The sequence below is a fragment of the Clostridium drakei genome, from assembly GCF_000633595.2.
Lineage (GTDB): Bacteria > Bacillota > Clostridia > Clostridiales > Clostridiaceae > Clostridium_AM > Clostridium_AM drakei.
Genome location: NZ_JIBU02000023.1, coordinates 1 through 25,407, shown reverse-complemented (window position 1 = coordinate 25,407; position 25,407 = coordinate 1). Strand labels below are relative to the sequence as shown.

Below are 25,407 nucleotides of genomic sequence, written 5' to 3'. Positions count from 1 at the left end.
TGTTTACTTATAGAAAATAGAGGCTAGTTGTAATTTTAGATTATATATTTAATCTTTAAGCAAACTTGTTAAATGCCATTTAGACATTTAACAAGTCTGATAATTAAATAAAAATATGCATATTATTTTAAAAGTGAATGATGAAAACCTTTAAAAAAGAGGGAGGAAAACATATGAAAATAACAGAGTTATTGAAAAAAGATACCATAATTTTAGATTTAAATTCTAATACAAAATCTGAAGTAATTGACGAATTAGTAAATAAGTTAAATCAAGCAGGAAAGTTAAATGATAAAGTAGAATACAAAAAAGCAATATTAGCAAGAGAAGAACAATTTTCTACGGGAATAGGTGACGGTATAGCAATCCCTCATGCTAAAACTTCAGCTGTTAAAGTTCCAGCATTATGTTTTGGAAGATCAAAACAAGGTATAGACTATGAATCTTTGGACGAAAGTGATGCACATATATTCTTTATGATAGCAGCTAGTGAAGGAGCACATAATGATCATTTAGATACTTTATCTAGATTATCAAGTTTGCTTATGAATGAAGACTTTAGAAAAAAACTTATGGAAGCAAGTTCGCAAGATGAAATTTTAACTTTAATTGATAATCAAGAAAAAGAATATTTAAAAGAACAAGAACCAAAAAAAGAAGAAAGTCATACAAAATCAAAAGGATTTATATTGGCGGTAACAGCTTGTCCGACAGGTATAGCTCATACTTATATGGCAGCAGATTCTTTAAAGAATAAAGCAAAAGAAATGGGTGTTGACATTAAAGTAGAAACCAATGGTTCTACAGGTGTGAAAAATAGATTAACAGAAGATGAAATTGAAAGAGCAGATGCTATAATAGTTGCTGCAGATAAGCAAGTAGAAATGGCTAGATTTGAAGGCAAGAAGGTAATTCAAGTTCCTGTAGTACAGGGAATAAAAAAACCAGAAGAGCTTATAAATAAAGGATTAAATGGAGAAGCTCAAGTATATCATCATAGTGGAAGCGGTGAGGGTTCTTCTTCTAAAAATGAAAGAACAGGCTTTTACAAACATCTTATGAATGGTGTTTCAAACATGCTGCCTTTTGTTGTAGGCGGTGGTATATTAATTGCTATATCCTTTATGTTTGGAATTAAGGCTTTTGACCCAAAAGATCCAACATTCAACCCAATAGCAAAATTGTTAATGGATATTGGTGGAGGTGCAGGGGCATTCTCACTAATGATACCTGTACTTGCTGGATTCATAGGTATGAGTATAGCTGATAGGCCAGGATTTGCTCCAGCAATGGTTGGTGGGTTACTTGCCAATACTTCTGGTGCTGGATTCCTAGGTGGATTAATTGCAGGTTTTCTTGGTGGTTATGTAGTAGTATTACTTAAAAAAGTATTTGTTGGACTTCCACAGTCTTTAGAAGGTATAAAACCAGTACTTTTATATCCTTTATTTGGAATATTTATTACTGGTGCAATAATGCTACTTGTTATAGCAAGCCCTGTTAAGGCAATTAATACAGGACTTACAGCATGGTTAGGTTCTATGGGTACAACTAATAAAGTTATTCTTGGTTTAGTTTTAGGTGGAATGATGGCTGTTGACATGGGTGGCCCAATAAATAAAGCAGCATATACATTTGGATTGGCAATGATAAGTGCAAATAATTTTTATCCACACGCTGCTATTATGGCAGGTGGTATGGTTCCACCACTAGGAATTGCTATTGCAACTACTATATTTAAAAATAAATTTACAAAACAAGAAAGAGATGCAGGTAAAACTTGTTATGTAATGGGATTAAGTTTTATAACAGAAGGTGCAATACCTTTTGCAGCAGCAGATCCAGGTAGAGTATTACCAGCAGCGATTATAGGTTCAGCAGTTGCTGGGGCCCTTAGTATGATGTTCAATATAGGATTGCCAGCTCCACACGGTGGAATATTCGTAATTGCTATAGTTAAAGGAAGCCCTTTATTATATGCTTTAGCAATATTGATCGGATCAGCAATAACAGCAGTATTGCTTGGAATTTTCAAAAAACCAGTGGAAGAAAAATTAAGCTAATTAAGGTCTATAAATATCTAATTTTAAAAAGTTTATATTGCAATAATTTTTGTTTAGAAATTAAATGATGTATATAAGCAAATTGATAAAATTGCAGCTGATTCTTGTTATAGGAACAGCTGCAATTTTAATTTTTAACTAATATAATTATTGACAAAAGAAAAAATAAAGTATAATATGATAATATCAATGTGATAATATCATTTGTATAAAAATAGGTTTAGGGTGATGATAATGAAAGATATAAATATTAAAAATAAACAAGGATTAACTGAAGAAGAATTTTTAGAACAATATGATGATGGAATATATCAAAAACCATCTTTTACTGTGGATATGTTGATTTTTACAGTGATGAATGAAGAAAAAGAAAATTACAGAAAGCTTCCAGAAAAATCTTTAAAAATTCTTTTAGTAAAGAGAGGAGATCATCCATGTATTGGTAAGTGGGCACTACCTGGTGGTTTTGTAGATGTTAATGAAAGCTTAGATGAAGCGGCTTTACGTGTATTAAGAGCTGAAACCAATATTGATGATATTTATATGGAGCAGTTATATACTTGGGGAGAAGTTAGTAGAGATCCTAGGACTAGAGTAATAAGTTCTTCTTATATGGCACTTGTGGACAGCAGTTCATTAAGTATTAAAGCTGGTAGTGATGAAGAGGATGCAGCTTGGTTTAATGTTAGATATAATTTACTTCAAGAAAAAAAGGAAGTAGTGGAAAAGGGATATATTTACGAACAGATAGTACAAATAAAACTTTGGAATGAAAATGAAGAATTGTCTGCCAAGATAAAAATTATAGAAAATCCAGATGGTAAAGTAAGTAGAGAAATTATGGAATCTACAGGTATTGCTTTTGATCATGGTAAGTTTATTGAGTATGCTATTAGAAGGCTAAGGAATAAAATTGAATATACAAGTTTAGCCTTTAACCTTATGCCTGAATTATTTACGCTAACTGAACTTCAGCAGGTTTATGAAGTCATACAAGGAAAAGAACTTTTAGCGGCAGCTTTTAGAAGAAAGGTTTCAAACATGGTTATTGAAACAAATCAGTTTACAAAAGATGCTGGGCATAGACCTTCAAAATTATTTAAATATAATTCAGGATGGAAAAGAAATATGTAAAAGGAGAAAATTATAAAAATGAAATATACAATTGATAATTTAAAACAGGACTTTCAAAAAGGAAAAAGAATTAAATATTTATTTTTTTGGGGACATCAGCCTTCTAAAGATGGTAGTATTACAAAAACTTGTTTAAGCCAGTGGTGGAAGGCAAATTTTGTTGTTGATGAAAATAGTTATTGCTGTATGGAACAATATATGATGGCAGAAAAGGCTAGACTTTTTAAAGATAATGAAACTTTAGATGAAATAATGAAGAGTAGTCATCCTAAACAGATGAAGACTTTAGGCAGAAAGGTGAAAAACTTTGATGAAGAATTGTGGATAAAATCACGATATTCTATCATAGTTAAAGGCAATTATGCAAAGTTTACTCAAAACGAAAATCTTAAAGAATTTTTAATTCAAACAAAAGATAGAGTTTTGGTAGAAGCAAGTCCATATGATAGAATTTGGGGAATAGGTATGTCTAAGGATGATCATAATATAGAAAATCCTTTATGTTGGAAAGGATTAAATCTTTTAGGATTTGCTTTGATGGAAGTTAGAGATAAAATTTTTTTATAGTCAAGCAATAGTTGGTAATATATATGAATATAATGAAAATAAAGATGTATTTTTAAGCTGTGGAAACAACCACAGCTTTTTTATTATAAATTTGCATAAAATAAAAATTTATATTATAAGTTTTTATTTTTACATAATATAATGACTAATTATGTAGTATTTTTAAATATAAAACATTACAGATTTCTATCCATAATATTACTAAAAATGATAATATTGGTCATGAAAGGAGGCGATATTATGGATAGAGTAGAACAATTATTGAAGAAAATTGAAGAAACTAGGAGTTATATGAATGACTTGATAAGAGAAAGATCAGATTTGCTGGACTCAGAAGTAATAATTGCAAGCCAAATGTTAGATTCAATTTTGGATGAATATTATAAAATTCTCCAGCAAGAAAACATTAGTAAGTAGCTAAAAAACAGAAGAGGTAATAGGAAGACAAGCTAGTTAAAACAATATATAAAATACTATCTAGTATGAAAAAATTAAAATCGAAGAAAGGATTATTACCTCTTCTTCGAATAAAAAGAGTTGAGTTTTTATACATAATATATATAATATAAATAGTTGGATGTATGAAAATTACATATAAAGTGGTTGAAGATTAATTATAATATAGTGAAATAATTATAGTGTTATATGTGGGAGGAAATTGAATGATAAAACTTATAGCAAGTGATATGGATGGTACTTTGGTAAATGACGAAGGAAAGATAAATGAAAAAATGTTTGGATTAATAAATCATCTTCAGGAAAAAAACATAAGATTTGCAGCAGCTAGCGGCAGATTTTATTCACAGCTTAGTAGAAACTTTAAAAGAATAAAGACAAGCATGATATTTATATCACATAATGGGGCACTAGTAAAATACAATAATAAAGGAGAAACTCTCTATTCTAGCTGTATTTCACCAGAAGATATAGAGCATGTAGCAAGTTTAAAAAGAGATTTTGGAGAAGAGTTATTTTTAGGAGCTGCAGAGGATGCATATATAATAGATCCATCAGAGGTTATATTGGAGGAGTTTAAATTCGTTGAAGTACCTTGGGTAATAGTAAAAGCCTTTAAAGAGGTAAAATGCCCAATCTACAGAATAACTTATTATATAAAAAATGGTGTAAAACAAGAAACTGTTGAACATTTAAAAAACAATTTAAATGAAAATCTTGAGTTTGTAGTATCAGGTGATAAATGGATAGATATAATAAATAAGGGTACTAGCAAAGGAAATGCTATAAAAATACTTCAAGAAAAGTTTGATATAGATCAAAATAATACAATGGTTTTTGGAGATTATTATAATGATTTAAGTATGTTTAAAGCAGCATATTACAGCTATGCTATGGAAAATGCTCCAGAGGACGTTAAAAAACATGCTAATTTTATTGCGGAAAATAATAATAAAAATGGAGTATATAATGTAATTAACAAGTATGCTGCTTCAATTTAACTAATATTATTAGAAGGATTTGTTTATAAACCGCACACTTAAATTTGAATAGTGTGCGGTTATTTAGCTTTTGAATAACGTTAAAGTATAGATTTAAAGCAATTCCTTATGACATCTCCACGACTAATGATACCAACTAATAGTCCATTATGTTCTACTGGTAATTTTTTTATACTCTTTTTAGCTAATATAGAGGCAACGTTTTCGATATCTTCATTTATAGTTACTTTAATAACCTTTCGTTGAGCTATATCCATGATGTTTAAGTTAAGTATTTTTTGAAGTCTGTCTTCAAATTCATCATCATCACCTTTTGCAGCAGAAACATAATATAGAAAATCTACAACTAAGTTTTCATGCTTTCCTATGTATCTCATAATATCACCATCGCTTACATAGGCTATAATTTGATTTTTGTCATTTATTATAGGAACACCGCTTATGCGATATTTAATGAATTTTTTTATAACGGATCTTACTAAGTCATTTTCATTGGCTGTGTACACTTCATTAATCATTATTTCATGAGCTTGCATAATTTACCCCCCTACCATATATAATTTTTACTCTTTTGTTAATAAGTTGATATAATTTAATTATATAACGTATAGCAATGATGTCAATAATGCATTTACATAATTTAACATATTGAGATGCCAAATTAAAATTAATGTGAAATCACCTTGAAAATTGAAATGAAGGAGACATTACAATGAGAAGTATATATAAAATCATTAAAAACAAATTATATTTGGGAAAAAGTTATTACAAATTAATAACAATGTTAGGCATTCTAATCTGTATTATATGGGTTGCTGTAGTAGACACAAAACCATTTTCAGATTTTGCATATTATGATGAAGTTGCAAGGAATATTGCAGCAGGAGGTGCCTGGGGCGATACATATACTTCTATTGGATATTCCATTGTCTTAGGAGGAATATATAAAATATTTGGAAGTAGTATGGTAATTGCAAAGATATTTAATTTAATTTTGACATTTTTTAATTATATACTTATATATAATATTTTAAAAAATGTAGAGTTAAAAGAAAGTAAAAGAAGATTAGTATATGCATTATTTGTTTTTTTTCCTGATAACATTTTTTATAATAGTATATTAGCAACAGAAATATTGTTTACAACTATATTGCTTCTAATAACTTTAATATATCATAAAAATATTAAGCATAAATATATAATTATTGGAGCTTTAACAGGTCTAAATACAATGATTAAGCCATTTTTTATGATATTTTTCTTTGCTATATTTGTAATAGAGATAATTTTAAAATTTAAATTTATAAAGGTAGTAAAACACTCATTAATAATTTTAGTTACTAGTATCTTAGTCATATCTCCATGGATATATAGAAATACAAAGTTAATAGGACAGCTTACATATGTATCAAATAATAGTGGTATTGTACTATACATAAATAATAATTCTCAAAATCATTATGGCGCATGGATGCCAGCAAGTGAGGTTGAGGATTCAATTGTAAATAAAAAAGAATATATAAAAGCTAATATGACACAAAGAAACAGGATGTTAAGTGATGCGGCTAAGAAATGGATAAAGGAACATCCAATACAGTTTGTAGAACTTGGATTTAAAAGATTATATAAAACATATCTTATTGGATATTCTATAACTTATAGTTTTAATGGAACTGGTATGAGTAAAATTATGGAAAATATTTTGACTGCTTATTCTAGTATCATATCAATATTAGTAGCTGCAATATCAATTATAGTAATGATCATATATAGTAAAAAGATAATTTGCAGCATGTTTAATAAAGAAAAAGTTAATTCATACAGCGTCTACAATTTGATTTGTTTTTATATGTTTTCTTGTATGTATTTTATTACTGAGGGACAGCCGCGCTATGCATTTCCAGTTATATTTATTATGATTTATTTTTTATCAAATTTAACTATAATAAAAAAATTTAGATAGGAAAAAATAAATAGCGGCCTCAATGCTCTGTTTATAAAATCAAGAGTATAAAACCTTATATAATGTGAGTTTCATTTTCAATTTAAAAAGCTATAAAATTAGGTTAATCCTATGTTTTATAGCTTTTTGTGTTTATATATTTATGCTGAAGTTAAAAAGCTTTAGCAATTTTAATTTTAACTGTTTACAATAATATGAAAAAGCGTTATACTAATAATAAGATAACGATTTTTCATATTACATCGTTTAAAAATAAAATATTTATGGTGATTTTTCAGGGAGTATAGTATTAAATAAAAAAATATAAATTATTTAAGCATTTACTTCGTAAATATCTTTTGTTACTCCCATTTTTTTGCGTAATTCAGCATATTTTTGTACTAGTTCCTTTTCAGCTGATTTTTGATTAGGGAAAGGTTCTACTTTAATAGCACAATATTTGTATTCTGGAGTTTTTGATATAGGATCTAAATTGTCACAAGTAAGTTCGTTGCAAGCTCCAATCCACCATTGATAAGTCATATAAGTATCACCACTTCTAACTCTATCTGTAACTAATGCTCTAGACATTACAGAACCTCTTCTTGAAGTAACCTTTACTAAATTTCCATCTTTGATTTTGAGTTTCTTAGCATCTTCAGGATTCATTTGAATTTTACCAGGTTCATCTTCTAGCATTTTCAGAGTACGACAGTTTCCAGTCATTGTCCTTACAGAATAATGTCCTATTTCTCTAACTGTACATAAGCTTAATGGATATTCATTATCAGGAGATTCTTCAGTAGGTCTCCATTTAGCAGCAAATAAAATGCCTTTTCCACTTGGTGTGCTAAATATATTATTTTCATAAAGTACAGGAGTTCCAGGGTGATCTTCAGAAGGACAAGGCCATACTATTCCTCCTAGTTTTTCCATTCTTTCATAGGATGCACCAGCAAATTTTGGAGAAAGACTTCTCATTTCATCCCATATTTCTTTTGTGTTATTGTAATGCATTGGATATCCCATGGCAGTAGATATTTCAGAAATTATTTCCCAATCAGGTTTAACATCACCAGTTGGTTCAATGGCCTTATGGAATATTTGGAAACCTCTATCTGCGCAGCTGTATACACCTTCATGTTCACCCCAGGAAGTGGCAGGAAGTACTACATCAGCATGTAAAACTGTTTTATTCATAAATATATCTTGAACTATTACAAGCTCTAATTTATCCAAAGCGTCTTTTACCTCATTTGAATTTGGATCACTTTGAACAGTATCTTCTCCCATTATATAGTAGGCTTTTAGTTTATTTTCTTTTAAAACCAGTCTAGGAACTTCAGTTAAGTGATATCCAACTTTATCAGAAAGTTTTACATTCCAGGCTTTTTCAAATTTTTCACGAGCAGCTTTATCAGTAACCTTTTGATATCCAGGGAAGCAGTTAGGAATAGCTCCCATATCGCAAGAACCTTGTACATTATTTTGACCTCTTACAGGTCCTATACCAACACTAGGCCTTCCATAATTTCCTGTTAACAAAGCTAAACCAGCTAAGCCCTTAACTACATCTACAGCTTGACCAAATTGACATACTCCCATACCATAAAGTATCATTGGATTTTTTGCACTGGAATACATTCTCATTGCTTGTTTAATATTTTCAACAGAAACATTTGTTATTTTCTCTACATATTCAGGAGTATATTTATTTACAATAGCCTTGTATTCTTCAAAGCCTTCAGTATATTTAGAAACATATTCTTTATTATATAAGTTTTCGTTAAGAAGTACATTTGCAAAACCGTTTACAAGAGCCATGTTAGTTCCACCCTTTAGTTGAAGCCACAAATCTGAAATTCTTACACTCTCTGTAACTCTAGGGTCTACAACTATAATTTTTGCACCTTTTTCTTTTGCTTTAACTACCCTTCTAGCAACTATAGGATGAGATTCAGCAGGATTGTATCCAAAAATAAGTAATAAATCTGCATTTTCAATTTCAGGAATAGTGTTTGACATTGCACCATTACCAAGAACTGTAGCTAGTCCTGCTACAGAAGGTCCATGACAAACTCTAGCACAGTTGTCCACATTATTAGTACCTATTACAGCACGCATAAATTTTTGCATTACATAGTTTGTTTCATTTCCAGGACCTCTAGAACATCCAGTACCCATTATAGAATCTGCACCATACTTATTTTTTATTTTTGTTAATTTTTCTGCTGTAAATTTAATGGCTTCATCCCATGTAACTTCTACTAGTTTGCCATTTTTTCTAAGCATTGGTTTTCTTATACGAGCAGTTAAAAGTTGAGGATCGTTTAGAAAATCCCATCCATAGTATCCTTTTAAACATAACTCTCCTTCATTTGTTCTGCCATTTGCAGGCTCTGCTCTTTTAATCTTTCCCTCTTCAACTACTAAGTACAAATTACAGCCTGCACCACAGTAAGGACATACAGTCAAAACTTTTTTTTCCATACCTTAATACCCCACATCTTAATATTTTTAGATAAGAAAAAATATACTTATCTACTTTAAATATACATGCATATGACACACAATTCAAAAAATATAAAAAATTGTTATTGATTTGTTTTTGCATTATAAGAATTTGTAATAGAATATATAAAGGTTTGTAATATAAATTCCATTCATTTGCAAGGGATAATATTGAATGTTAATATTGTAGTATAATTGAAAAAGTTAAGCTGATTAAAATGAATAAAGAATTACAAAAACTAGTTATTAAAACTTTTAACATTGAAAAAATAATATTCGCTGAAAAGACTTATATAAAGAAAGGGACTTGGTAATTTTGAAGAACAAAAATATTTTTACAAACTCAAAATTTGTTGCTATTATTGCAACAATATGCTGTTTATTATGGGGAAGCGCTTATCCTGCAATAAAAATAGGGTATAAACTGTTTAATATTTCTTCATCTAATATTTCATCAGAACTTGTATTTGCAGGATACAGGTTTACTATAGCTGGTATAATATTACTTATTATTGCTCAAAAGTATGGAAAAAAAGTATTTAATATTTCAAAGAAGAACGTATTGGAGCTATCTTTATTAGGGGTTACACAAACTACATTACAATATATATTTTTTTATATTGGAGTCGCCAATACTACTGGTGTTAAAAGCTCTATAATGAATTCTACAGTAACGTTTTTTAGTGTTATTTTAGCACATTACATATATGTAGATGATAAATTGAATATGCAAAAAATAATTGGATGTACTGCAGGATTTATAGGAGTTATGATAGTAAATTTTAGTAGTGATTTATTAAATTTTTCTTTTAGTTTTCAGGGAGAAGGATTTGTTATAATAGCAGCCTTTATCTTTTCTGCATCTTCTATTTATGGCAAAAAACTTACTAAAAGTATGGATGTAATTATAATAACAGGTTATAGCCTTTTTATAGGAGGATTAATGCTTACACTTATTGGTATTTTGTTTAAAGGAAGAGTTTATAATTTTACAGTGGAGTCTTCCTTATTGCTTGTTTATCTGGCATTACTATCTTCTGTAGCATTTTCATTGTGGAACTTACTTTTAAAATACAACAAGGTAGGTCCAGTATCTATGTTTAATTTTTTAACTCCAATATTTGGAGCAGTGCTCTCAGCCATTTTTTTGGGAGAAACGATTTTTGAAATTAAAAATATTGTTGCACTGATATTGGTATGTTTAGGTATATGGATGGTTAATAGGGAAAAAGTTAGTATTTGTAAAAATGTAGTAAAGCTTCAATAGTTAAAAAAATATAATTATTATTTATTCAAAGTTGTAAATCCATAAAGGAATATTTGCACTACAAGAAGCATTGTCAAATTTGATAATGCTTTTTTATTTGCATATGCTTTATTTACCAGCTTTTAATATATATAAAGTTTAAGTTAAATTGAATAACTCTTAGTCATGGGAGGGAAAATTATATATCAAGAGGTTAAAAAGGAGTGTGATTAGTTAATAATGATAAAAAAACTTAATTATATAATTTTTTCCATTTTAGCTATAATTATTAGTTTTATTCTAGGTTATAAGGGTGAAATTAGGAATATTAAGGTGGAACAATCAAATGAAAGTAGATTAAATAAAAGCAGTACACAGGTTAATAATCTAGAAAAAAATAAAATTGTGTATAGTAATATTGAACCAGATAACAAGAAAGAAAATAAGACAGACTTAAAAAAACAAAATTTAATTGAAAATATTGATGAGAACCAATTAAAATCTGAAGTTGAAAGAATATATAATCAACGTTCAGCAGCTTTTGTATCTGGGGATGTATCATCCTTAAAATCACTTTTTGATACTTCACAAAGATATGGTAAATGGGCATTGGAGCATGAAATTAAACGTGTTAAATATCTTAATGACTGGTCTAATGAAAGAAATATAACATTTGGTAAGGTAGCATCTTCAGTGAGAATAAAGAAGATATATCCTCGTGGCAATATAATAAAAATGGCTTTACAAGAATCATATAAATTTGATTATGTTTACAACAATGATGATAATTCTCCAATTAATTCTTTTGGAGTTGGAATAAGACATACAACAAGTTTGATTAAGAAAAATGATAAATGGGTTATTTATAATGATTGGTACACTGATTGTTTTGAAGATGCACTACGTGGTTATTCTAATGTTGCTGAAAGCATTTTAAGAATGATCCCTAATATTCATAATCCCAATAATGGTTATGAAACATTAAGTTATAGCAGACCATTTTATGATAGAGAGAAGGCTGTTGCTTATGCTGATAAGTATTGTGGTGCTGCTTGGGGAAGTAGTAATAATTTTAAATATAATAAAAAATATAGTGATTACAATGGTATAGGTGGAGATTGTAGTAATTTTGCATCACAAGTATTAGGGGATAAAGAAGGCGGAGGTATGCCTATTCGTGGTTCTTGGACTCCAGGAAGTAGGGCTTGGTCTAATGCAGATGGTTTAAAAAATTATTTAATAGGTAGTGGAAGAGGAAGTGTAATTAGTGTTGGTACATTTAAAGATTTAACTAAATCTTCGGAAAGACTTCCAAGTGGTGCAGTTGGAAAACTACAGCTTGGAGATTTAGTTGCTTATGAAAAAGGTAGAGGGAATATAGATCACTTTGCAATAATAACAGGATTTGATAGTCATGGTTATCCATTAGTAAATTCTCATACTACAGACAGATATCATGTACCTTGGGATTTAGGTTGGGGCGATGCTAAAATCAGATTTTTTCTTATACACATAAATGGATAAGATCTCTTTGTTATATCTTATCCATTTAATAATCATGGGTATAAAATCTTTGTTAAAATTGGTAATCTGTTATTTGTTTTCTAGATAACCTGGATCACACCCCAATAATTAACTATACAAATTTTTATTCAAATATGTGTAGCTAAATGGTATAATTTACATAGTATTTATATTGTGAAAGAGTGTGGTTTTAATTGAAGCTTGATATATTAAGAGGTAAAGCATATGAAAAATAATATTGATTATCTAAAGGAGAAACATACATTTATATTATGTATATTGATAACTGTTATTTATTTGGCTGTACTTAAAGGTATTGGATGGATAATCAGTTTTTCAATGAAATCCCATGGATATGGATTAGAATTAATAGTAGAGTTTATTGGAGTTACTATATCCATAATTATTATTAGTTTGGTTGGAAAAAAAAATATCTTTAAAGAAAAAGGTGTAGGAATTCTGAGAGGACTTTTTATAGGTGGATTTTTAGTTTTTATAGGTTCATTGACGGTTTTTTCAAGTGTAATAGATATTATTCACAACAAAAATGTTAGTCAGTTACTTCCATTATCACAAATTTTAATGTTTATTGCTGCTATGGCTGGGGTGGGGATGTCTGAAGAATTTATTTTTAGAGGAACAATATTAAATTTATTTATTGATAAGTTTGGGAGAACACCAAAAGGAATCTATGCTGCAATCATTTCATCTAGTACAATATTTGGAATTGCACATATAACCAATGTTTTTTCTGGTGTATTGATTAAAAGTGCATTTATACAAGCAATAGGAGCTGGAGTTTTAGGAGCATTACTTGCTGCTATCTATGTAAGATCAAAAAATATATGGGTAGTTGCTATTCTTCATGCCTTTATCGATTTTAGCGCTCTTATAAGTTCAGGATTTTTTGGAACTAATTCAATTGCTAGTGAAATAAACAGTTATGGTTATATAAAATTATTTGGCTGTCTCATATATTTAATACCAGTAGTATTTTTACTTAGGAAGAAAAAGCTATTGGAAATATTGAATAATGAATAGCAAGTTTTACATAGAATAACTTGTGAAGATAAATAATATTAATTATATTTAACTTTTATATGATATTGGATGATAGCAATTGAATAAAGAAGATAAAGATAAATTTTTTATAAAGCAATTCTATTAAACACCTTTTTTATTACATGACAAAGTATAAGTTTATCTTATATAATAATAGCATGCTAAAAATTTTGGGGAGAAGGTTAAAAGTAAGTATGAAGAGAATAAATGAAATTTTTAGTGATTGTGGATTAGAGGGAAATATAAATACTGCCATTGTAGAATCTGTAGTTTTAAGCAAAAAAACTAAAACTCTGGATATGAAAATTAGTTCAGATAAATATATTGAAATAGAAGAATTTGAGCACCTTAATAAGTTTATAAGACAAAGATTTGCTTTAAATGATTCTAGAATTGCTGTGAAGTATGCAGAGGGAACCAATAAAAAGCCTATAGAGAAAGAATTAAAGAATATTGTATTTTTTGTTGCAAATAGATATCCTGCTTTAAAGGCAGTGATGAATAATAGTGAATATGAATTTGCAGAGGATACTATAAATTTTAATTTTAAAATTCCAGTAGCAGGCTTTTTAAAAACTATGGATTACGATAAAAAGATTCATAAAGTAATAAAAAATCTCTATGGTACAGATTACAAAATAAGTTTCGTTGATAAATTAACCAGTGAAGAATTGTTAAAAATGGCAGAAGATAAACGTGCAAGTGAAATGTTGTTTATTAATAAAGAAATTAATAACAGCATAATAGCTAATGAAGAAACCCCTAAATTACCTAAGAAAGTTGTAGAAAAGAAACAGGAAGTAAAAGTAGAAGTTGCTGCAAAAAAAGGAACTTCATGTTTGATATTAGGTAGAAATCCTAATATTAAAGAAACTATAGTGAAAATTACTGACATCACGCCTGATGAAGGTAGAATAGCTATAGAAGGTGAAATATCAAATATAGAAGCAAAGGAATTAAGAAGTGGAAAAACATTAATTTCTTTTGATTTGTATGATGGTTCAAGTTCTATGACTTGCAAGGTATTCTGTAAACCTGGTGAAGAGGGTGGAGTATTATCTAGACTAAAAAAAGCTAAAGGTGTTAGGCTTGCTGGAAATTCAGGTTACAGCAAGTTTTCTCAAGAAGTTGAACTCATTGCTAATACTATAATTGAAACAGAAGGCATGAAAAAGGTTAAGAGGAAGGATAATGCAGAGTTAAAGAGAGTAGAACTCCATATGCATACACAAATGAGTCAAATGGATGCTATGACTAGTGCCACTGATTTGATTAAAAGGGCCATGAGCTGGGGGATGAAATCCATTGCCATAACAGACCATGGAGTAGTGCAGGCTTTTCCAGAAGCACATAAGCTTTTAGGAAGGGATAATCCAGACATGAAGATTATATATGGAGTGGAAGCTTATTTGGCGCCTGATAAAAAGCCATCTGTAACAAATATAAAGGGACAGAATATTGATACTACATATTGTGTGTTGGATTTGGAAACTACAGGCTTTTCTCCAGTAATAGAAAAAATTACTGAAATAGGAATTATGAAAATTAAAGATGGAAAGGTAATAGATAAATTTAGCTGCTTTGTAAATCCGAAGAAACCTATTCCGCCAAGGGTTGTAGAAGTTACCAATATAACGGATGATATGGTAAGAGATGCAGAAACAATAGATAAGGTATTTCCTAAAATGCTTGATTTTATTAAAGATAGTGTTTTAGTTGCACATAATGCTGAATTTGATATAGGGTTCTTAAAGCATAATTCTAGAGTTTTAGAATATGATTTTGATTTTACATATCTAGATACATTGACCTTGGCACAAGAACTTTTTCCTGATTTTAAAACTTATAAATTAGGAAGAATTGCTAAAAATCTTGGCATAAAGGTAGAGGTTGCTCATAGGGCCTTAGACGACGTAGATACCACTGTTAAGATATTTAATGTAATGCTTGAAAAGTTAAAAGAAAGAGGAGCTCAAACCCTTCAAGATGTGGATGTATATGGTTCTGATGAAGCTGCTAAAAAGGAAGAATACAAGAAGTTAAAAACCTACCATGCAATAATACTGGCAAAGAATTATGTAGGTTTAAAGAACTTATATAAGTTGGTATCTTATTCTCATTTAGATTATTTTTATAAAAAGCCGCGTATATTGAAAAGTATGTATAAAAAGTATTCTGAAGGCTTAATTCTAGGTAGTGCTTGTAGTGAAGGTGAGCTATATCAATCAATATTACTTGGAAAATCTGATGAACAAATAGAGGCTATTGCAAAGGATTATGATTATTTGGAAATACAACCTTTGGGAAATAATGACTATTTGGTAAGACAAGAGCAGGTACCAAATAAGGAATACCTAAAGAAAATTAATAAAAAAATTATAGCATTAGCAGAAAAGTTGAATAAACCTGTTGTTGCAACAGGAGATGTTCACTTCATGGACCCTGAAGATGAGATATACAGACGTATACTGGAAGCAGGTCAGGGCTTTAAGGATGCAGATAATCAAGCACCTTTATATTTAAGAACCACTGAAGAAATGCTTCAGGAATTCTCCTATTTGGGAGAAGAAAAGGCTTATGAAGTGGTAGTTATAAACACTAATAAGATAGCAGATATGTGTGAACAGATTAGTCCTATTTCACCAGAAAAATGTCCACCGCATATAGATGGTTGTGAACAGACCATTAAGGATATAGCTTATGAAAAGGCACATGAGTTGTATGGAGATCCGCTGCCAGAGATTGTTCAGACTAGATTAGATAAAGAGTTAGAATCCATTATAAAAAATGGATTCTCTGTAATGTATATTATCGCCCAAAAGCTGGTATGGAAATCAAATGACGATGGCTATTTAGTAGGCTCCAGAGGATCTGTTGGTTCTTCTTTTGTTGCCAACATGACTGGTATAACAGAAGTAAATGCACTGCCTCCACACTATAGGTGTCCTAATTGCAAGTATTCGGATTTTTCAGACTATGGAGTTAAAAATGGCTTTGATTTACCAGATAAAGTTTGTCCTGTTTGTGGAGAAAAATTGGTTAAGGATGGTATAGATATACCATTTGAAACTTTTTTAGGTTTTAATGGAGATAAGGAGCCAGATATAGATTTAAACTTTTCAGGAGAATATCAGGCAAAAGCTCATAAATATACAGAGGTTATTTTCGGCAAAGGCACAACCTTTAAAGCCGGAACCATAGGTACTATAGCAGAAAAAACAGCCTTTGGTTATGTGAAAAAATATTATGATGAAAAAAATGTTTCAGTAAATAAGGCGGAAATAACCAGAATTGCAGTAGGATGTACAGGAATAAAGAGAACTACAGGACAGCATCCGGGAGGAATCATAGTTGTTCCAAAGGGACGTGAAATATTTGAATTTTGCCCTGTTCAGCATCCTGCAGATGATTCTAATTCAGATATTATAACAACACATTTTGATTATCATTCCATTGACCAGAACCTATTGAAGCTTGATATACTAGGGCACGACGATCCCACAGTTATAAGAATGCTTCAAGATATAACAGGAGTGAATCCACATGAGATACCCATGGATGATAAGGAGACTATGTCCATATTCTCATCCACTGAGGCTTTAGGAGTAACACCAGAACAGATAAATTCAAAGGTAGGAACTTTTGGTATTCCTGAATTTGGTACTAAGTTTGTACGAGGAATGCTTTTAGATACAATGCCAAAAGCATTTTCAGATTTGATATGTATATCAGGACTTTCACATGGTACTGATGTATGGCTTGGAAATGCAAAGGACTTAATTGATCAGGGAGTAGTTACCTTAAGCGAAGCAGTGTGTACCAGAGATGATATTATGATTTATCTTATCAAAAAAGGTTTACCAAACAATACTGCCTTTAAGATAATGGAGCTTGTACGTAAGGGGAAAGCATTAAAAGATCCTGCAAAATGGGCGGAATATGAAGCTTTAATGAGGGAACATGATGTTCCTGAATGGTATATAGATTCGTGTAGAAAGATAAAATATATGTTTCCTAAAGCTCATGCTGCAGCTTATGTAATGATGGCTTTTAGAATAGCTTGGTTTAAGGTTCATATACCTAAGGCTTATTATGCAGCATACTTTACCATTAGAGCAAAGTCCTTTGACAGTGAATTTATGATATTTGGCAAAGAAAAAGTTAGAGAAAAAATGAAGGAAATTGAAATGATGGGCAATCAAGCTACCCCTAAGGATAAAGATATGTACGATGATTTAGAAATAGTTTTGGAAATGTATGAGAGAGGTTTTAAGTTTCTTCCAATTGATTTATATAAATCCAATGCTACTAAATTTATAGTAGAAGAGGAAGGTCTAAGGCCACCTATAAATAGTATATCTGGAATGGGAAATGTAGCATCAGAAAGTATATATAATGCAGCAAAAGAAGAGCCATTTAGCTCTATAGATGATGTGAAAAAACGTTCTAAGATTGGTAATTCAGCTATAGAGTTGCTTAAAAAATTTGGTTGTTTAAAAGGTCTTCCTCAAAGTAATCAAATGTGCTTTTTTGATGCAATTTAATTTTATAACAAAGTGTAATTTCTGAAATGATATCATGTGAGGAATATTGAAAAAGTAATATTAAAATAGTAAAAGCTGATTCCTATATTGTATAGGAATCAGTTTTTACTATTTTATAGATACGGAATATTTCTAGTCATGAGTTTTATTATTAAAAGCAAGTCTAGCAAAATAATCAATGGTAAATTGACGAAATAGTCGTGCTGCTTTGGAAAGATATCGATCTGCTTTATATGTTAGAGATATAGTGCGCTCACATACAGGTTCTTCTATATGTAAAAGAATCATAGAAGAACCTTCGGAACCTCCCCAGGATACAGAAGGAATAAATGCTATACCTTGACCAGCTCTTATTAAACCACGTACAGTTGCTGGATCATCACTTTCGAAAATGACATGAGGAGTAAACCCTGCATAGTTGCAAAAAGTGTCAGTTATTTCTCTAAGTTTTTTACCACGTCTTAAACTTATAAAATAATCATTAGCAACTTCAATTAGATTTATACTGTTTCGTTTAGCTAAAGGATGTTCTATTGGTACTGCTAAAAAAATTTCTTCGGTTATTAAAGATATATTGTCAATATCATTCAATTTTACAGGTGAAGATGATATGCATAAATCAAAGTCAAGTCGTGCTATTGAGTTTGAAAAATGCTGAATAAGATTAAAATTTATATGTGGATATTGTTTGCGAAATGAACTTAAAAGATCAGGAAGAATATTGGAGGCTGCAAGAACTGCTAGTTTAACATCTCCAAATGTTTTTCCAGATAAGTCGTTAAGCTCATGTTTTCCATCTTCTAATGCTGCTAGTGCTTGATCTACCCTTCTTAAGAAAGCTCTACCATATTGATTTAAAAAAATATATTTTCCACGTCTATCAAATAATAAGACACCCAAATCTTTTTCTAAAAGAGAGATAGTCTTACTAAGGGATGGCTGAGGAATACGAAGTTGTTCTGCTGCTCTTGACATATGTTCAAGACGAGCTACTGTTTGAAAATATTTAAGTTGCAATAATTCCATCACTTTATCCTTTCATACATTTAAATGTATATATATTATACATAATTATATATTAGACGTTATATATATATCAAGCTTATAATGAAAGAAAGAAGAAAATGGAGGAATAAATCATGAATCAATTTAGTTTAAATGTTGGTTCACAACGTTCATGGACTACTCGACGTGACAAAAAGGCAAGTCAAATTGCAAAAGTACAAAATTTAGTAAATGGGCGGGTTATACCAACAGAAAAAATTGTAGAAGTTCTTGAAACACTTATAACACCAGGTGATTGTGTGGCTTTAGAAGGAGATAATCAAAAACAAGCATCTTTTCTTTCCAATGCACTTAATAATGTAAATCCTGATAAAATTAATAATTTACATATGGTTATGTCAAGTGTATCTAGGCCAGAGCATCTTGATATTTTTGAAAAAGGAATTGCAAAAAAATTAGACTTTTCTTATGCAGGACCTCAAAGTCTTCGTATGGCTCAAGCCATTGAAGATGGTATCGTGGAGGTTGGAGCAATTCACACTTATCTTGAATTATATGGAAGATTATTTGTTGATCTTACACCAAACATAGCCTTGGTTGCAGCAGATAAGGCAGATGCTAGTGGTAACCTTTATACTGGAGCCAATACAGAAGAAACACCAACTATTGTTGAAGCTACAGCTTTTCGTGATGGAATTGTAATTGCTCAAGTTAATGAATTGGTTGATGAAGTACCTAGAGTAGATATACCAGGTTCATGGGTAGATTTTGTTGTAGTATCTAACAAGCCATATCAATTAGAGGCATTATTTACAAGAGATCCTAGGCAGATTACTGAAATGCATGTTCTCATGGCTATGATGACTATTCGTGGAGTATATGAAAAACACAATGTACAATCTCTTAATCATGGAGTAGGTTTTAATACAGCAGCAATAGAATTACTTCTTCCTACTTATGGTGAATCGCTTGGACTAAAGGGTAAGATATGCAAAAACTGGACTCTTAATCCACATCCAACATTAATTCCAGCTATAGAAAGTGGATGGGTTGAAAGTGTTCACTGCTTTGGTGGAGAAGTAGGCATGGAAAAATATGTTGCAGCAAGACCGGATATATTCTTTACAGGTAGAGATGGAAGTCTTCGCTCAAATCGTGCAATGTGTCAGGTTGCGGGTCAATATGCAGTAGATGCATTTGTTGGATCTACACTTCAAATGGATGCCGAAGGTCACTCATCAACAGTTACACTTGGAAGACTTGCAGGTTATGGAGGAGCTCCTAACATGGGATCAGATCCTCATGGAAGAAGACACTCTTCAGATGCATGGTTAAATATGATAACAGGAGAAAGTTCAATTCAGCGTGGTAGAAAGTTAGTTATTCAAATGGTTGAAACTTTCCAACAGGGAAATAAGCCTGTATTTGTAGAGTCATTAGATGCAATTAAAGTAGGAAAAGATGCTAAGTTACCAATTGCACCAGTTATGATATACGGTGATGATGTAACCCACGTAGTAACTGAAGAAGGAATTGCTTATTTATATAAAGCACAAAATTTAGAAGAACGTAAACAGGCATTAGCTGCTGTTGCTGGAGTAACTCAGCTTGGAAGAGAAAGTAGTGTAGAACTCAGGGATAAATTAAGAAAAGCTGGAGTAATAGCTATTCCAGAAGACCTTAAAATAAAACGTACAGATGCTAAACGTTCTTTACTTGCAGCAAGAAGTATTGATGATCTTGTTGATTGGTCTTCAGGTTTATATGAACCACCAGCTAAATTCCAAAGCTGGTAAGATAATGATAAATTAAGATTTGGAGGTAGCTTGATATGGAAAAATTAACCTTTGAATATTCTGCAACAAAGTCTGTATCTCAACGTGCATATGTTGGGGTAGTGGGTTCTGGAGATTTAGAAATTCTATTAGATCCAATAGAAGAAAAAAAGGCTTATGTTGTAATAAGAACTAGATTTGATGGATTTCAAAAGGTATGGAAAGGCTTATTAGATAAATTCTTTGAGGTAAATGATATTGCTGCAAAGATTGAAATTAATGACTTTGGTGCAACACCAGGTATGGTTACAATGAGATTATTACAAGCTTTGGAGGTGAGCAATGATGATAAAGCTCAAAGATAGCTTTGTAGAACTTAAGGCACGTGGTCGTGCAAAGGCATTACTGGATGAAGGAACATTTAGAGAATTACTTGGACCATTTGAAAGATTTGAATCACCACACTTAGAACCACAGGGTATAGTGCCACAATGTGATGACGGAGTTGTAGTGGCTCGTGGAACAATTTTGGGAGAGAGAGCTGTTGTTATTTCTATAGAAGGTGCCTTCCAGGGCGGCGGTATTGGTGAAGTTTCAGGAGCAAAGATTGCTGGAGCATTAGAAAGAGCTGTTAAGGATAATGAAAAAGGCATAAAAACTAATGCGCTAATAGTACATGATAGTGGTGGAGTTAGGCTTCAGGAAGCTAACTATGGACTTTTATCAATTTCTGAAATTCAATCTGCAATTGTTGCATTACGTAATTATGTACCTGTAATTGGTGTTATACCTGGAAAGATAGGATGTTTCGGTGGAATGTCTATGACAGCAGGTTTATTTAGTAAAATTATTATTACTCGTGAAGGAAGAATGACACTAAATGGACCTGAAGTTATTGAACAGGAAGCAGGAGTAGCCGAATTTGATTCTAGTGATAAGAGAATGATATGGAAGACTATTGGTGGAGAGCAACGTCAAGCTATAGGACTTGCTGACGTACTTGTTGATGATGATATTACTGATATTATTGCAGCAGTTAAAGTTGCAGTAAAAGAAGGAAGGCCTTCTAAACTTAGAAGTAAGCAAATAGATCTATTTTTATCACGCATTAAGAAGGTTGATCCGTCTAAGCCATTAACTCCAATGGATGTTCGTGAAATGTGGTCAAAGGATTGTACTTTAGAAGAAGTTGAAAATATAAAAACACAGGGAGTTGGACAAAATGAAAATGTAATGAGTAGAGGAAGAATTTGGTTTGAAAAATTGACAGGTATATCGAATCCAATGATAGGAGATGTGCCATCAGTATTATGTAATGATGTTAAGTTATGCAATGAACTAGTTCGTTATATTGCTGTAGTACCTAATCCAAACAACCGTTTTCCAAGGGCTCGCAAAGGAGAGGTTGGATTAGAAGAAGGTTGGACTATTGCTAAGTATGTAAGAGAAGCAATGGAAGAAGATGCAGATAAAGAAAAGAAACGTCCAATAATTGCAGTTGTAGACGTACCAAGCCAGGCTTATGGATATAAAGAAGAATTACTTGGTATATTCCAGTCTTGTGCAGGAGCTGTTGATGCTTATGCTACAGCAAGGTATGCTGGTCATCCAATTATTTCTCTGCTAGTTGGTCCTGCTATATCAGGAGCATTTTTAACGCATGGATATCAAGCAAATAGAATTATTGCACTAGATGACCCAGGAGTATTGGTACATGCTATGTCAAAACAATCTGCTGCTAGAATTACTAAGCGTACAATAGAGGAATTAGATGAAGCAGCTAAAAAAGTTCCTTCTATGGCTTATGATATAGGTTCATATTCTACATTAGGATCTCTAGAGGAATTAGTAAGTGGAATTAATGCTGCCAAACCAAAAGCAGAAGATGTTGAAAATATAAAAGAAAAGCTATCTAAGGCTATAAAAGTAACTCGTGCTTCTGGAATTACAGATTTAAGTAATCGTCTTGCTTCAGAAAAAGCTATTACAGGAAGAGCAGCTGGAATTAAAGTTAGGAGAATATTAAAAGAAGAATGGGATTAAAGGTTAATGATTTATTAAAGATTAATGATGTAAATGATCTTATTGGAGATTTTACAGATGCTCCATGGATTAGTGAAGCAGTAAAACGGGCACCACTTGTGGTGGTGCGCCGTGCTCCAATAATAAATGATATGGTTCCAGTAGGAATACGTGGTAATAATAGAAGTCAGCGTTTAGCTGCAACTATATTTAGTGGTAATATAATTGAAATCATAAAACCTGAGCAATTGGTACAAGATAAATTGTGGACAAATGTTAAACATATAAAGGAAATGCATATATTTGAAACACTTGAAGCTGTAGATAATATTTTTAAAAGTTATAATATGATCTGGGGACCTACAGGTAGTGTTGGGTTCGAATTATCCAGTGGAGTAGATACTGTAACTGATGCTAGTGATCTAGATATTATTATTAGAGTACCAAGTTTTTTATCAGTTAAAACTGCTGAAGATATTATAAAAGAGTTGCTGAGAATGCCTACTAAAGTAGATGCACAACTTGAAACATCAAGAGGAAGTGTAGCCTTAGCTGAGTATGCAAGAGGTAATGTTCCTTTTTTAATTAGAACAGTTGATGGTCCAATGTTAGTTGAAACTCCATGGTTTGAAGAATAAAAATTTAAGTAAATAATCGATGAGAATGTGGAGGATTAAATCAATGTATGAAAATGACATGAAGATGTTAAAAAAAACAGAAATTAAAAGTGCAGCTAAGGTTGTACTATTTAATTATATACAGAAAAGAAAGAAAAACAGATTAAAAAATTATAAAATACTTAATAAATATGTTAAAAAAGGTGAAATTTTATTTGTGGGTTCCTCATTAATGGAATGGTTCCCAATTGATGAAATGCAGCAAACCTTAGAAAAAGACTATATAATTTATAATCGTGGAATTGCAGGAGTTGTAACAAAAGAACTATTAAAATCTATGAATGAATGCATTTTTGAATTGGAACCATCAAAAATATTTATTAATATAGGAACAAATGATATGAATACATCAGATTATAAGAAAGAAAAGCTTATCCAAAATTATGATAGGATTTTAACTGAAATAGGCAAAAAACTTCCAAATTGTAAGGTATATGTAATGGCTTATTATCCATTAAATTCGAAAGCTGATTTTCCTGGAGTAGATAAAGAATTTAAAGAAAATAGATTTAAGACACGCACAAATGCTGTTATTTTAGAAGCTAATGAAGCAGTTGAAGAATTAACTAAAAAACATAATTATGAATTCATTAATGTAAATGATGGATTAATGGATAAAGAAGGAAACTTAAAAGAAGAATTTTCAATAGAAGGAATACATATGTGGGCAAATGCATATTCGGTTATTTTCAAAAATATGAAAAAATATTTATAGCAAGTATTTTACAAAAGAAGGAAGTGAATTTTAGTGAGTTTAAATGACTGTGTAATGTATTTTCTTGCTAAAGATAGAGTATGAGTGTAGCATTTTTATTTCCAGGTCAAGGTTCACAACAAGAAAATATGCTTCATGAACTTCCTAGACATCCTATGGTTACAAAAACTATTGAAGAAGCAAGTTTGGTATTAGGAAAGGATGTACTCTTATTAGACTCTAAAGAATCTCTTTTATCTACTGTTTCGGTTCAGTTATGTTTACTTATTTCTGGTGTAGCCATAGCTCGTGTATTGAAATCAGAAGGAGCAGTTCCAAACATAGTTGCAGGACATTCAGTTGGATCTTTTGCAGCAGCTGTTGTATCTGGTGCATTAGATTTTAAAGATGCATTGTCATTAGTTAAACTTAGAGGAAAACTTATGGAAAATAGTTATCCCAATGGTTATGGTATGGGAGTTATTCTTGGACTTGATGAAATGCATGTAAGCTTATTACTAGATAAAGTAAATAAAGCAAATTCACCAGTTTTTATTGCAAATTTAAATGCGCAGGATCAAATTACAATTGCAGGCAGCATATCGGCAATTGAAGGAGTATTTAAATTGGCACTTTCTATGGGAGCACATAAGACTAAAATCCTAAAGGTAAGTGTACCATCTCATTGTAAATTACTGAAAGATGTTTCTAATGAAATAGAAGCTAAAATGATAAGCATAAAATTGAAATCTCCTAAAATATTATTTGTAGGTAATTGTAGGGCAAGAGTGTTAAGAAAATCTGAGGAAATTGGGCAAGATCTTTCAATTGGAGTTGCAAATCCAGTTCGATGGCATGATGCTACTACATTAATGTTCGAACGTGGTGCTAGATTATTTGTAGAGCTTGGTTCAGGCGAAACTCTTACTAATATGGCAAAGAAAGCATTTCCAGATGCACGCTGCATTTCTGCATTAAGTAGTGGTATTGAATCCACCTGTATCCTCATAAAACGTGAAAGTGAAAGATAAATTTGAAGTTTTGTATATGGTTATCTAATTTTATACCATATATATGAAAAGGTTATATATATATTGATATTTACCGTTATATGGTATAAAATTTCACTAGTGTTTAATTAATGGATTGAAAATCCTATTGACAAAATTTCTATGTAATAAGTA

The 25,407-nt window shown here is 30.9% G+C and carries 19 protein-coding genes; 16 read left to right on the top strand and 3 right to left on the bottom strand.

What is annotated here, in order from left to right; all coding sequences use genetic code 11:
* Window positions 1–173: 173 nt before the first annotated feature.
* The 5 genes from EG57_RS0211975 (at window position 174) to EG57_RS0211955 (ending at window position 5,221) form a co-directional block, all read left to right on the top strand.
* A complete protein-coding gene (locus EG57_RS0211975; RefSeq protein WP_032077449.1) occupies window positions 174–2,063 on the top strand; it encodes a PTS fructose transporter subunit IIABC in 1,890 nt (629 codons plus the stop codon).
* Window positions 2,064–2,297: 234 nt separating this feature from the next.
* Window positions 2,298–3,197 carry an NUDIX hydrolase gene (locus EG57_RS0211970; RefSeq protein WP_032077448.1) on the top strand — a complete coding sequence of 300 codons (900 nt, stop codon included), beginning with the start codon at window positions 2,298–2,300 and terminating at the stop codon, window positions 3,195–3,197.
* Window positions 3,198–3,215: 18 nt separating this feature from the next.
* Window positions 3,216–3,764, top strand: coding sequence for an NADAR family protein (locus tag EG57_RS0211965; RefSeq protein ID WP_032077447.1), 549 nt, complete (start codon window positions 3,216–3,218; stop codon window positions 3,762–3,764).
* Window positions 3,765–4,004: 240 nt separating this feature from the next.
* Window positions 4,005–4,181: an aspartyl-phosphate phosphatase Spo0E family protein gene (locus EG57_RS0211960; RefSeq protein WP_029161687.1), complete on the top strand. Its 177-nt coding sequence runs from the start codon at window positions 4,005–4,007 to the stop codon at window positions 4,179–4,181.
* 245 nt (window positions 4,182–4,426) lie between these two features.
* Window positions 4,427–5,221 (top strand): HAD family hydrolase, encoded by a 795-nt coding sequence (locus EG57_RS0211955; RefSeq protein WP_032077446.1) that lies wholly within the window; start codon window positions 4,427–4,429, stop codon window positions 5,219–5,221.
* Window positions 5,222–5,301: 80 nt separating this feature from the next.
* Here the strand turns inward: EG57_RS0211955 and EG57_RS0211950 are convergent, their stop codons facing one another.
* Entirely contained in the window at window positions 5,302–5,757 is a 456-nt protein-coding gene (locus EG57_RS0211950) for a CBS domain-containing protein (RefSeq protein WP_032077445.1), read from the bottom strand.
* Window positions 5,758–5,933: 176 nt separating this feature from the next.
* Between EG57_RS0211950 and EG57_RS0211945 the strand changes: the two genes are divergently transcribed.
* Window positions 5,934–7,184, top strand: coding sequence for a glycosyltransferase family 39 protein (locus tag EG57_RS0211945; protein ID WP_052037885.1), 1,251 nt, complete (start codon window positions 5,934–5,936; stop codon window positions 7,182–7,184).
* Window positions 7,185–7,496: 312 nt separating this feature from the next.
* On the opposite strand, the gene fdhF is transcribed toward EG57_RS0211945, so the two are convergent.
* Window positions 7,497–9,653, bottom strand: a complete 2,157-nt coding sequence (fdhF, locus tag EG57_RS0211940) for a formate dehydrogenase subunit alpha (RefSeq protein WP_032077444.1) — start codon at window positions 9,651–9,653, stop codon at window positions 7,497–7,499.
* A 337-nt stretch (window positions 9,654–9,990) separates the two neighbouring features.
* Here fdhF and EG57_RS0211935 point away from each other — a divergent pair, with 337 nt between their 5' ends.
* From EG57_RS0211935 to polC, 4 genes are all read left to right on the top strand, one after another.
* Complete coding sequence (locus tag EG57_RS0211935) at window positions 9,991–10,941, top strand: DMT family transporter (protein WP_032077443.1); 951 nt, start codon at window positions 9,991–9,993, stop codon at window positions 10,939–10,941.
* 219 nt (window positions 10,942–11,160) lie between these two features.
* The gene (locus tag EG57_RS0211930; RefSeq protein WP_032077442.1) at window positions 11,161–12,444 is read left to right on the top strand and encodes an amidase domain-containing protein; all 1,284 of its coding nucleotides are present in this window, start codon (window positions 11,161–11,163) and stop codon (window positions 12,442–12,444) included.
* Between the two features lie 225 nt (window positions 12,445–12,669).
* Window positions 12,670–13,485: a CPBP family intramembrane glutamic endopeptidase gene (locus EG57_RS0211925; protein ID WP_032077441.1), complete on the top strand. Its 816-nt coding sequence runs from the start codon at window positions 12,670–12,672 to the stop codon at window positions 13,483–13,485.
* Window positions 13,486–13,700: 215 nt separating this feature from the next.
* Window positions 13,701–18,050: a DNA polymerase III subunit alpha gene (gene polC, locus EG57_RS0211920; RefSeq protein WP_032077440.1), complete on the top strand. Its 4,350-nt coding sequence runs from the start codon at window positions 13,701–13,703 to the stop codon at window positions 18,048–18,050.
* A gap of 132 nt (window positions 18,051–18,182) precedes the next feature.
* On the opposite strand, the gene EG57_RS0211915 is transcribed toward polC, so the two are convergent.
* The gene (locus EG57_RS0211915) at window positions 18,183–19,076 is read right to left on the bottom strand and encodes a LysR family transcriptional regulator (protein WP_032077439.1); all 894 of its coding nucleotides are present in this window, start codon (window positions 19,074–19,076) and stop codon (window positions 18,183–18,185) included.
* 113 nt (window positions 19,077–19,189) lie between these two features.
* Between EG57_RS0211915 and mdcA the strand changes: the two genes are divergently transcribed.
* The 6 genes from mdcA (at window position 19,190) to mdcH (ending at window position 25,254) form a co-directional block, all read left to right on the top strand.
* Window positions 19,190–20,851, top strand: coding sequence for a malonate decarboxylase subunit alpha (gene mdcA, locus EG57_RS0211910; protein ID WP_032077438.1), 1,662 nt, complete (start codon window positions 19,190–19,192; stop codon window positions 20,849–20,851).
* Between the two features lie 35 nt (window positions 20,852–20,886).
* Complete coding sequence (locus EG57_RS0211905; RefSeq protein ID WP_032077437.1) at window positions 20,887–21,195, top strand: malonate decarboxylase subunit delta; 309 nt, start codon at window positions 20,887–20,889, stop codon at window positions 21,193–21,195.
* Window positions 21,173–22,873 carry a biotin-independent malonate decarboxylase subunit beta gene (locus EG57_RS0211900; protein ID WP_200880552.1) on the top strand — a complete coding sequence of 567 codons (1,701 nt, stop codon included), beginning with the start codon at window positions 21,173–21,175 and terminating at the stop codon, window positions 22,871–22,873. The genes EG57_RS0211905 and EG57_RS0211900 overlap by 23 nt, the downstream gene beginning before the upstream one ends.
* Window positions 22,864–23,490: a malonate decarboxylase holo-ACP synthase gene (locus EG57_RS0211895; RefSeq protein WP_032077435.1), complete on the top strand. Its 627-nt coding sequence runs from the start codon at window positions 22,864–22,866 to the stop codon at window positions 23,488–23,490. Before EG57_RS0211900 ends, EG57_RS0211895 begins: the two co-directional genes overlap by 10 nt.
* A 43-nt stretch (window positions 23,491–23,533) precedes the next feature.
* Window positions 23,534–24,244, top strand: a complete 711-nt coding sequence (locus EG57_RS0211890; protein WP_242859844.1) for a GDSL-type esterase/lipase family protein — start codon at window positions 23,534–23,536, stop codon at window positions 24,242–24,244.
* An 80-nt stretch (window positions 24,245–24,324) separates the two neighbouring features.
* Window positions 24,325–25,254, top strand: a complete 930-nt coding sequence (gene mdcH / locus EG57_RS0211885) for a malonate decarboxylase subunit epsilon (protein WP_032077434.1) — start codon at window positions 24,325–24,327, stop codon at window positions 25,252–25,254.
* Window positions 25,255–25,407: the final 153 nt, after the last annotated feature.

Coding starts and splice junctions, on each gene's coding strand:
- EG57_RS0211975 (WP_032077449.1), top strand. CDS start 174: ATGAAAATAACAGAGTTATTGAAAAAAGATACCATAATTTTAGATTTA.
- EG57_RS0211970 (WP_032077448.1), top strand. CDS start 2,298: ATGAAAGATATAAATATTAAAAATAAACAAGGATTAACTGAAGAAGAA.
- EG57_RS0211965 (WP_032077447.1), top strand. CDS start 3,216: ATGAAATATACAATTGATAATTTAAAACAGGACTTTCAAAAAGGAAAA.
- EG57_RS0211960 (WP_029161687.1), top strand. CDS start 4,005: ATGGATAGAGTAGAACAATTATTGAAGAAAATTGAAGAAACTAGGAGT.
- EG57_RS0211955 (WP_032077446.1), top strand. CDS start 4,427: ATGATAAAACTTATAGCAAGTGATATGGATGGTACTTTGGTAAATGAC.
- EG57_RS0211950 (WP_032077445.1), bottom strand. CDS start 5,757: ATGCAAGCTCATGAAATAATGATTAATGAAGTGTACACAGCCAATGAA.
- EG57_RS0211945 (WP_052037885.1), top strand. CDS start 5,934: ATGAGAAGTATATATAAAATCATTAAAAACAAATTATATTTGGGAAAA.
- fdhF (WP_032077444.1), bottom strand. CDS start 9,653: ATGGAAAAAAAAGTTTTGACTGTATGTCCTTACTGTGGTGCAGGCTGT.
- EG57_RS0211930 (WP_032077442.1), top strand. CDS start 11,161: ATGATAAAAAAACTTAATTATATAATTTTTTCCATTTTAGCTATAATT.
- EG57_RS0211925 (WP_032077441.1), top strand. CDS start 12,670: ATGAAAAATAATATTGATTATCTAAAGGAGAAACATACATTTATATTA.
- polC (WP_032077440.1), top strand. CDS start 13,701: ATGAAGAGAATAAATGAAATTTTTAGTGATTGTGGATTAGAGGGAAAT.
- EG57_RS0211915 (WP_032077439.1), bottom strand. CDS start 19,076: ATGGAATTATTGCAACTTAAATATTTTCAAACAGTAGCTCGTCTTGAA.
- mdcA (WP_032077438.1), top strand. CDS start 19,190: ATGAATCAATTTAGTTTAAATGTTGGTTCACAACGTTCATGGACTACT.
- EG57_RS0211905 (WP_032077437.1), top strand. CDS start 20,887: ATGGAAAAATTAACCTTTGAATATTCTGCAACAAAGTCTGTATCTCAA.
- EG57_RS0211900 (WP_200880552.1), top strand. CDS start 21,173: ATGATGATAAAGCTCAAAGATAGCTTTGTAGAACTTAAGGCACGTGGT.
- EG57_RS0211895 (WP_032077435.1), top strand. CDS start 22,864: ATGGGATTAAAGGTTAATGATTTATTAAAGATTAATGATGTAAATGAT.
- EG57_RS0211890 (WP_242859844.1), top strand. CDS start 23,534: ATGTATGAAAATGACATGAAGATGTTAAAAAAAACAGAAATTAAAAGT.
- mdcH (WP_032077434.1), top strand. CDS start 24,325: ATGAGTGTAGCATTTTTATTTCCAGGTCAAGGTTCACAACAAGAAAAT.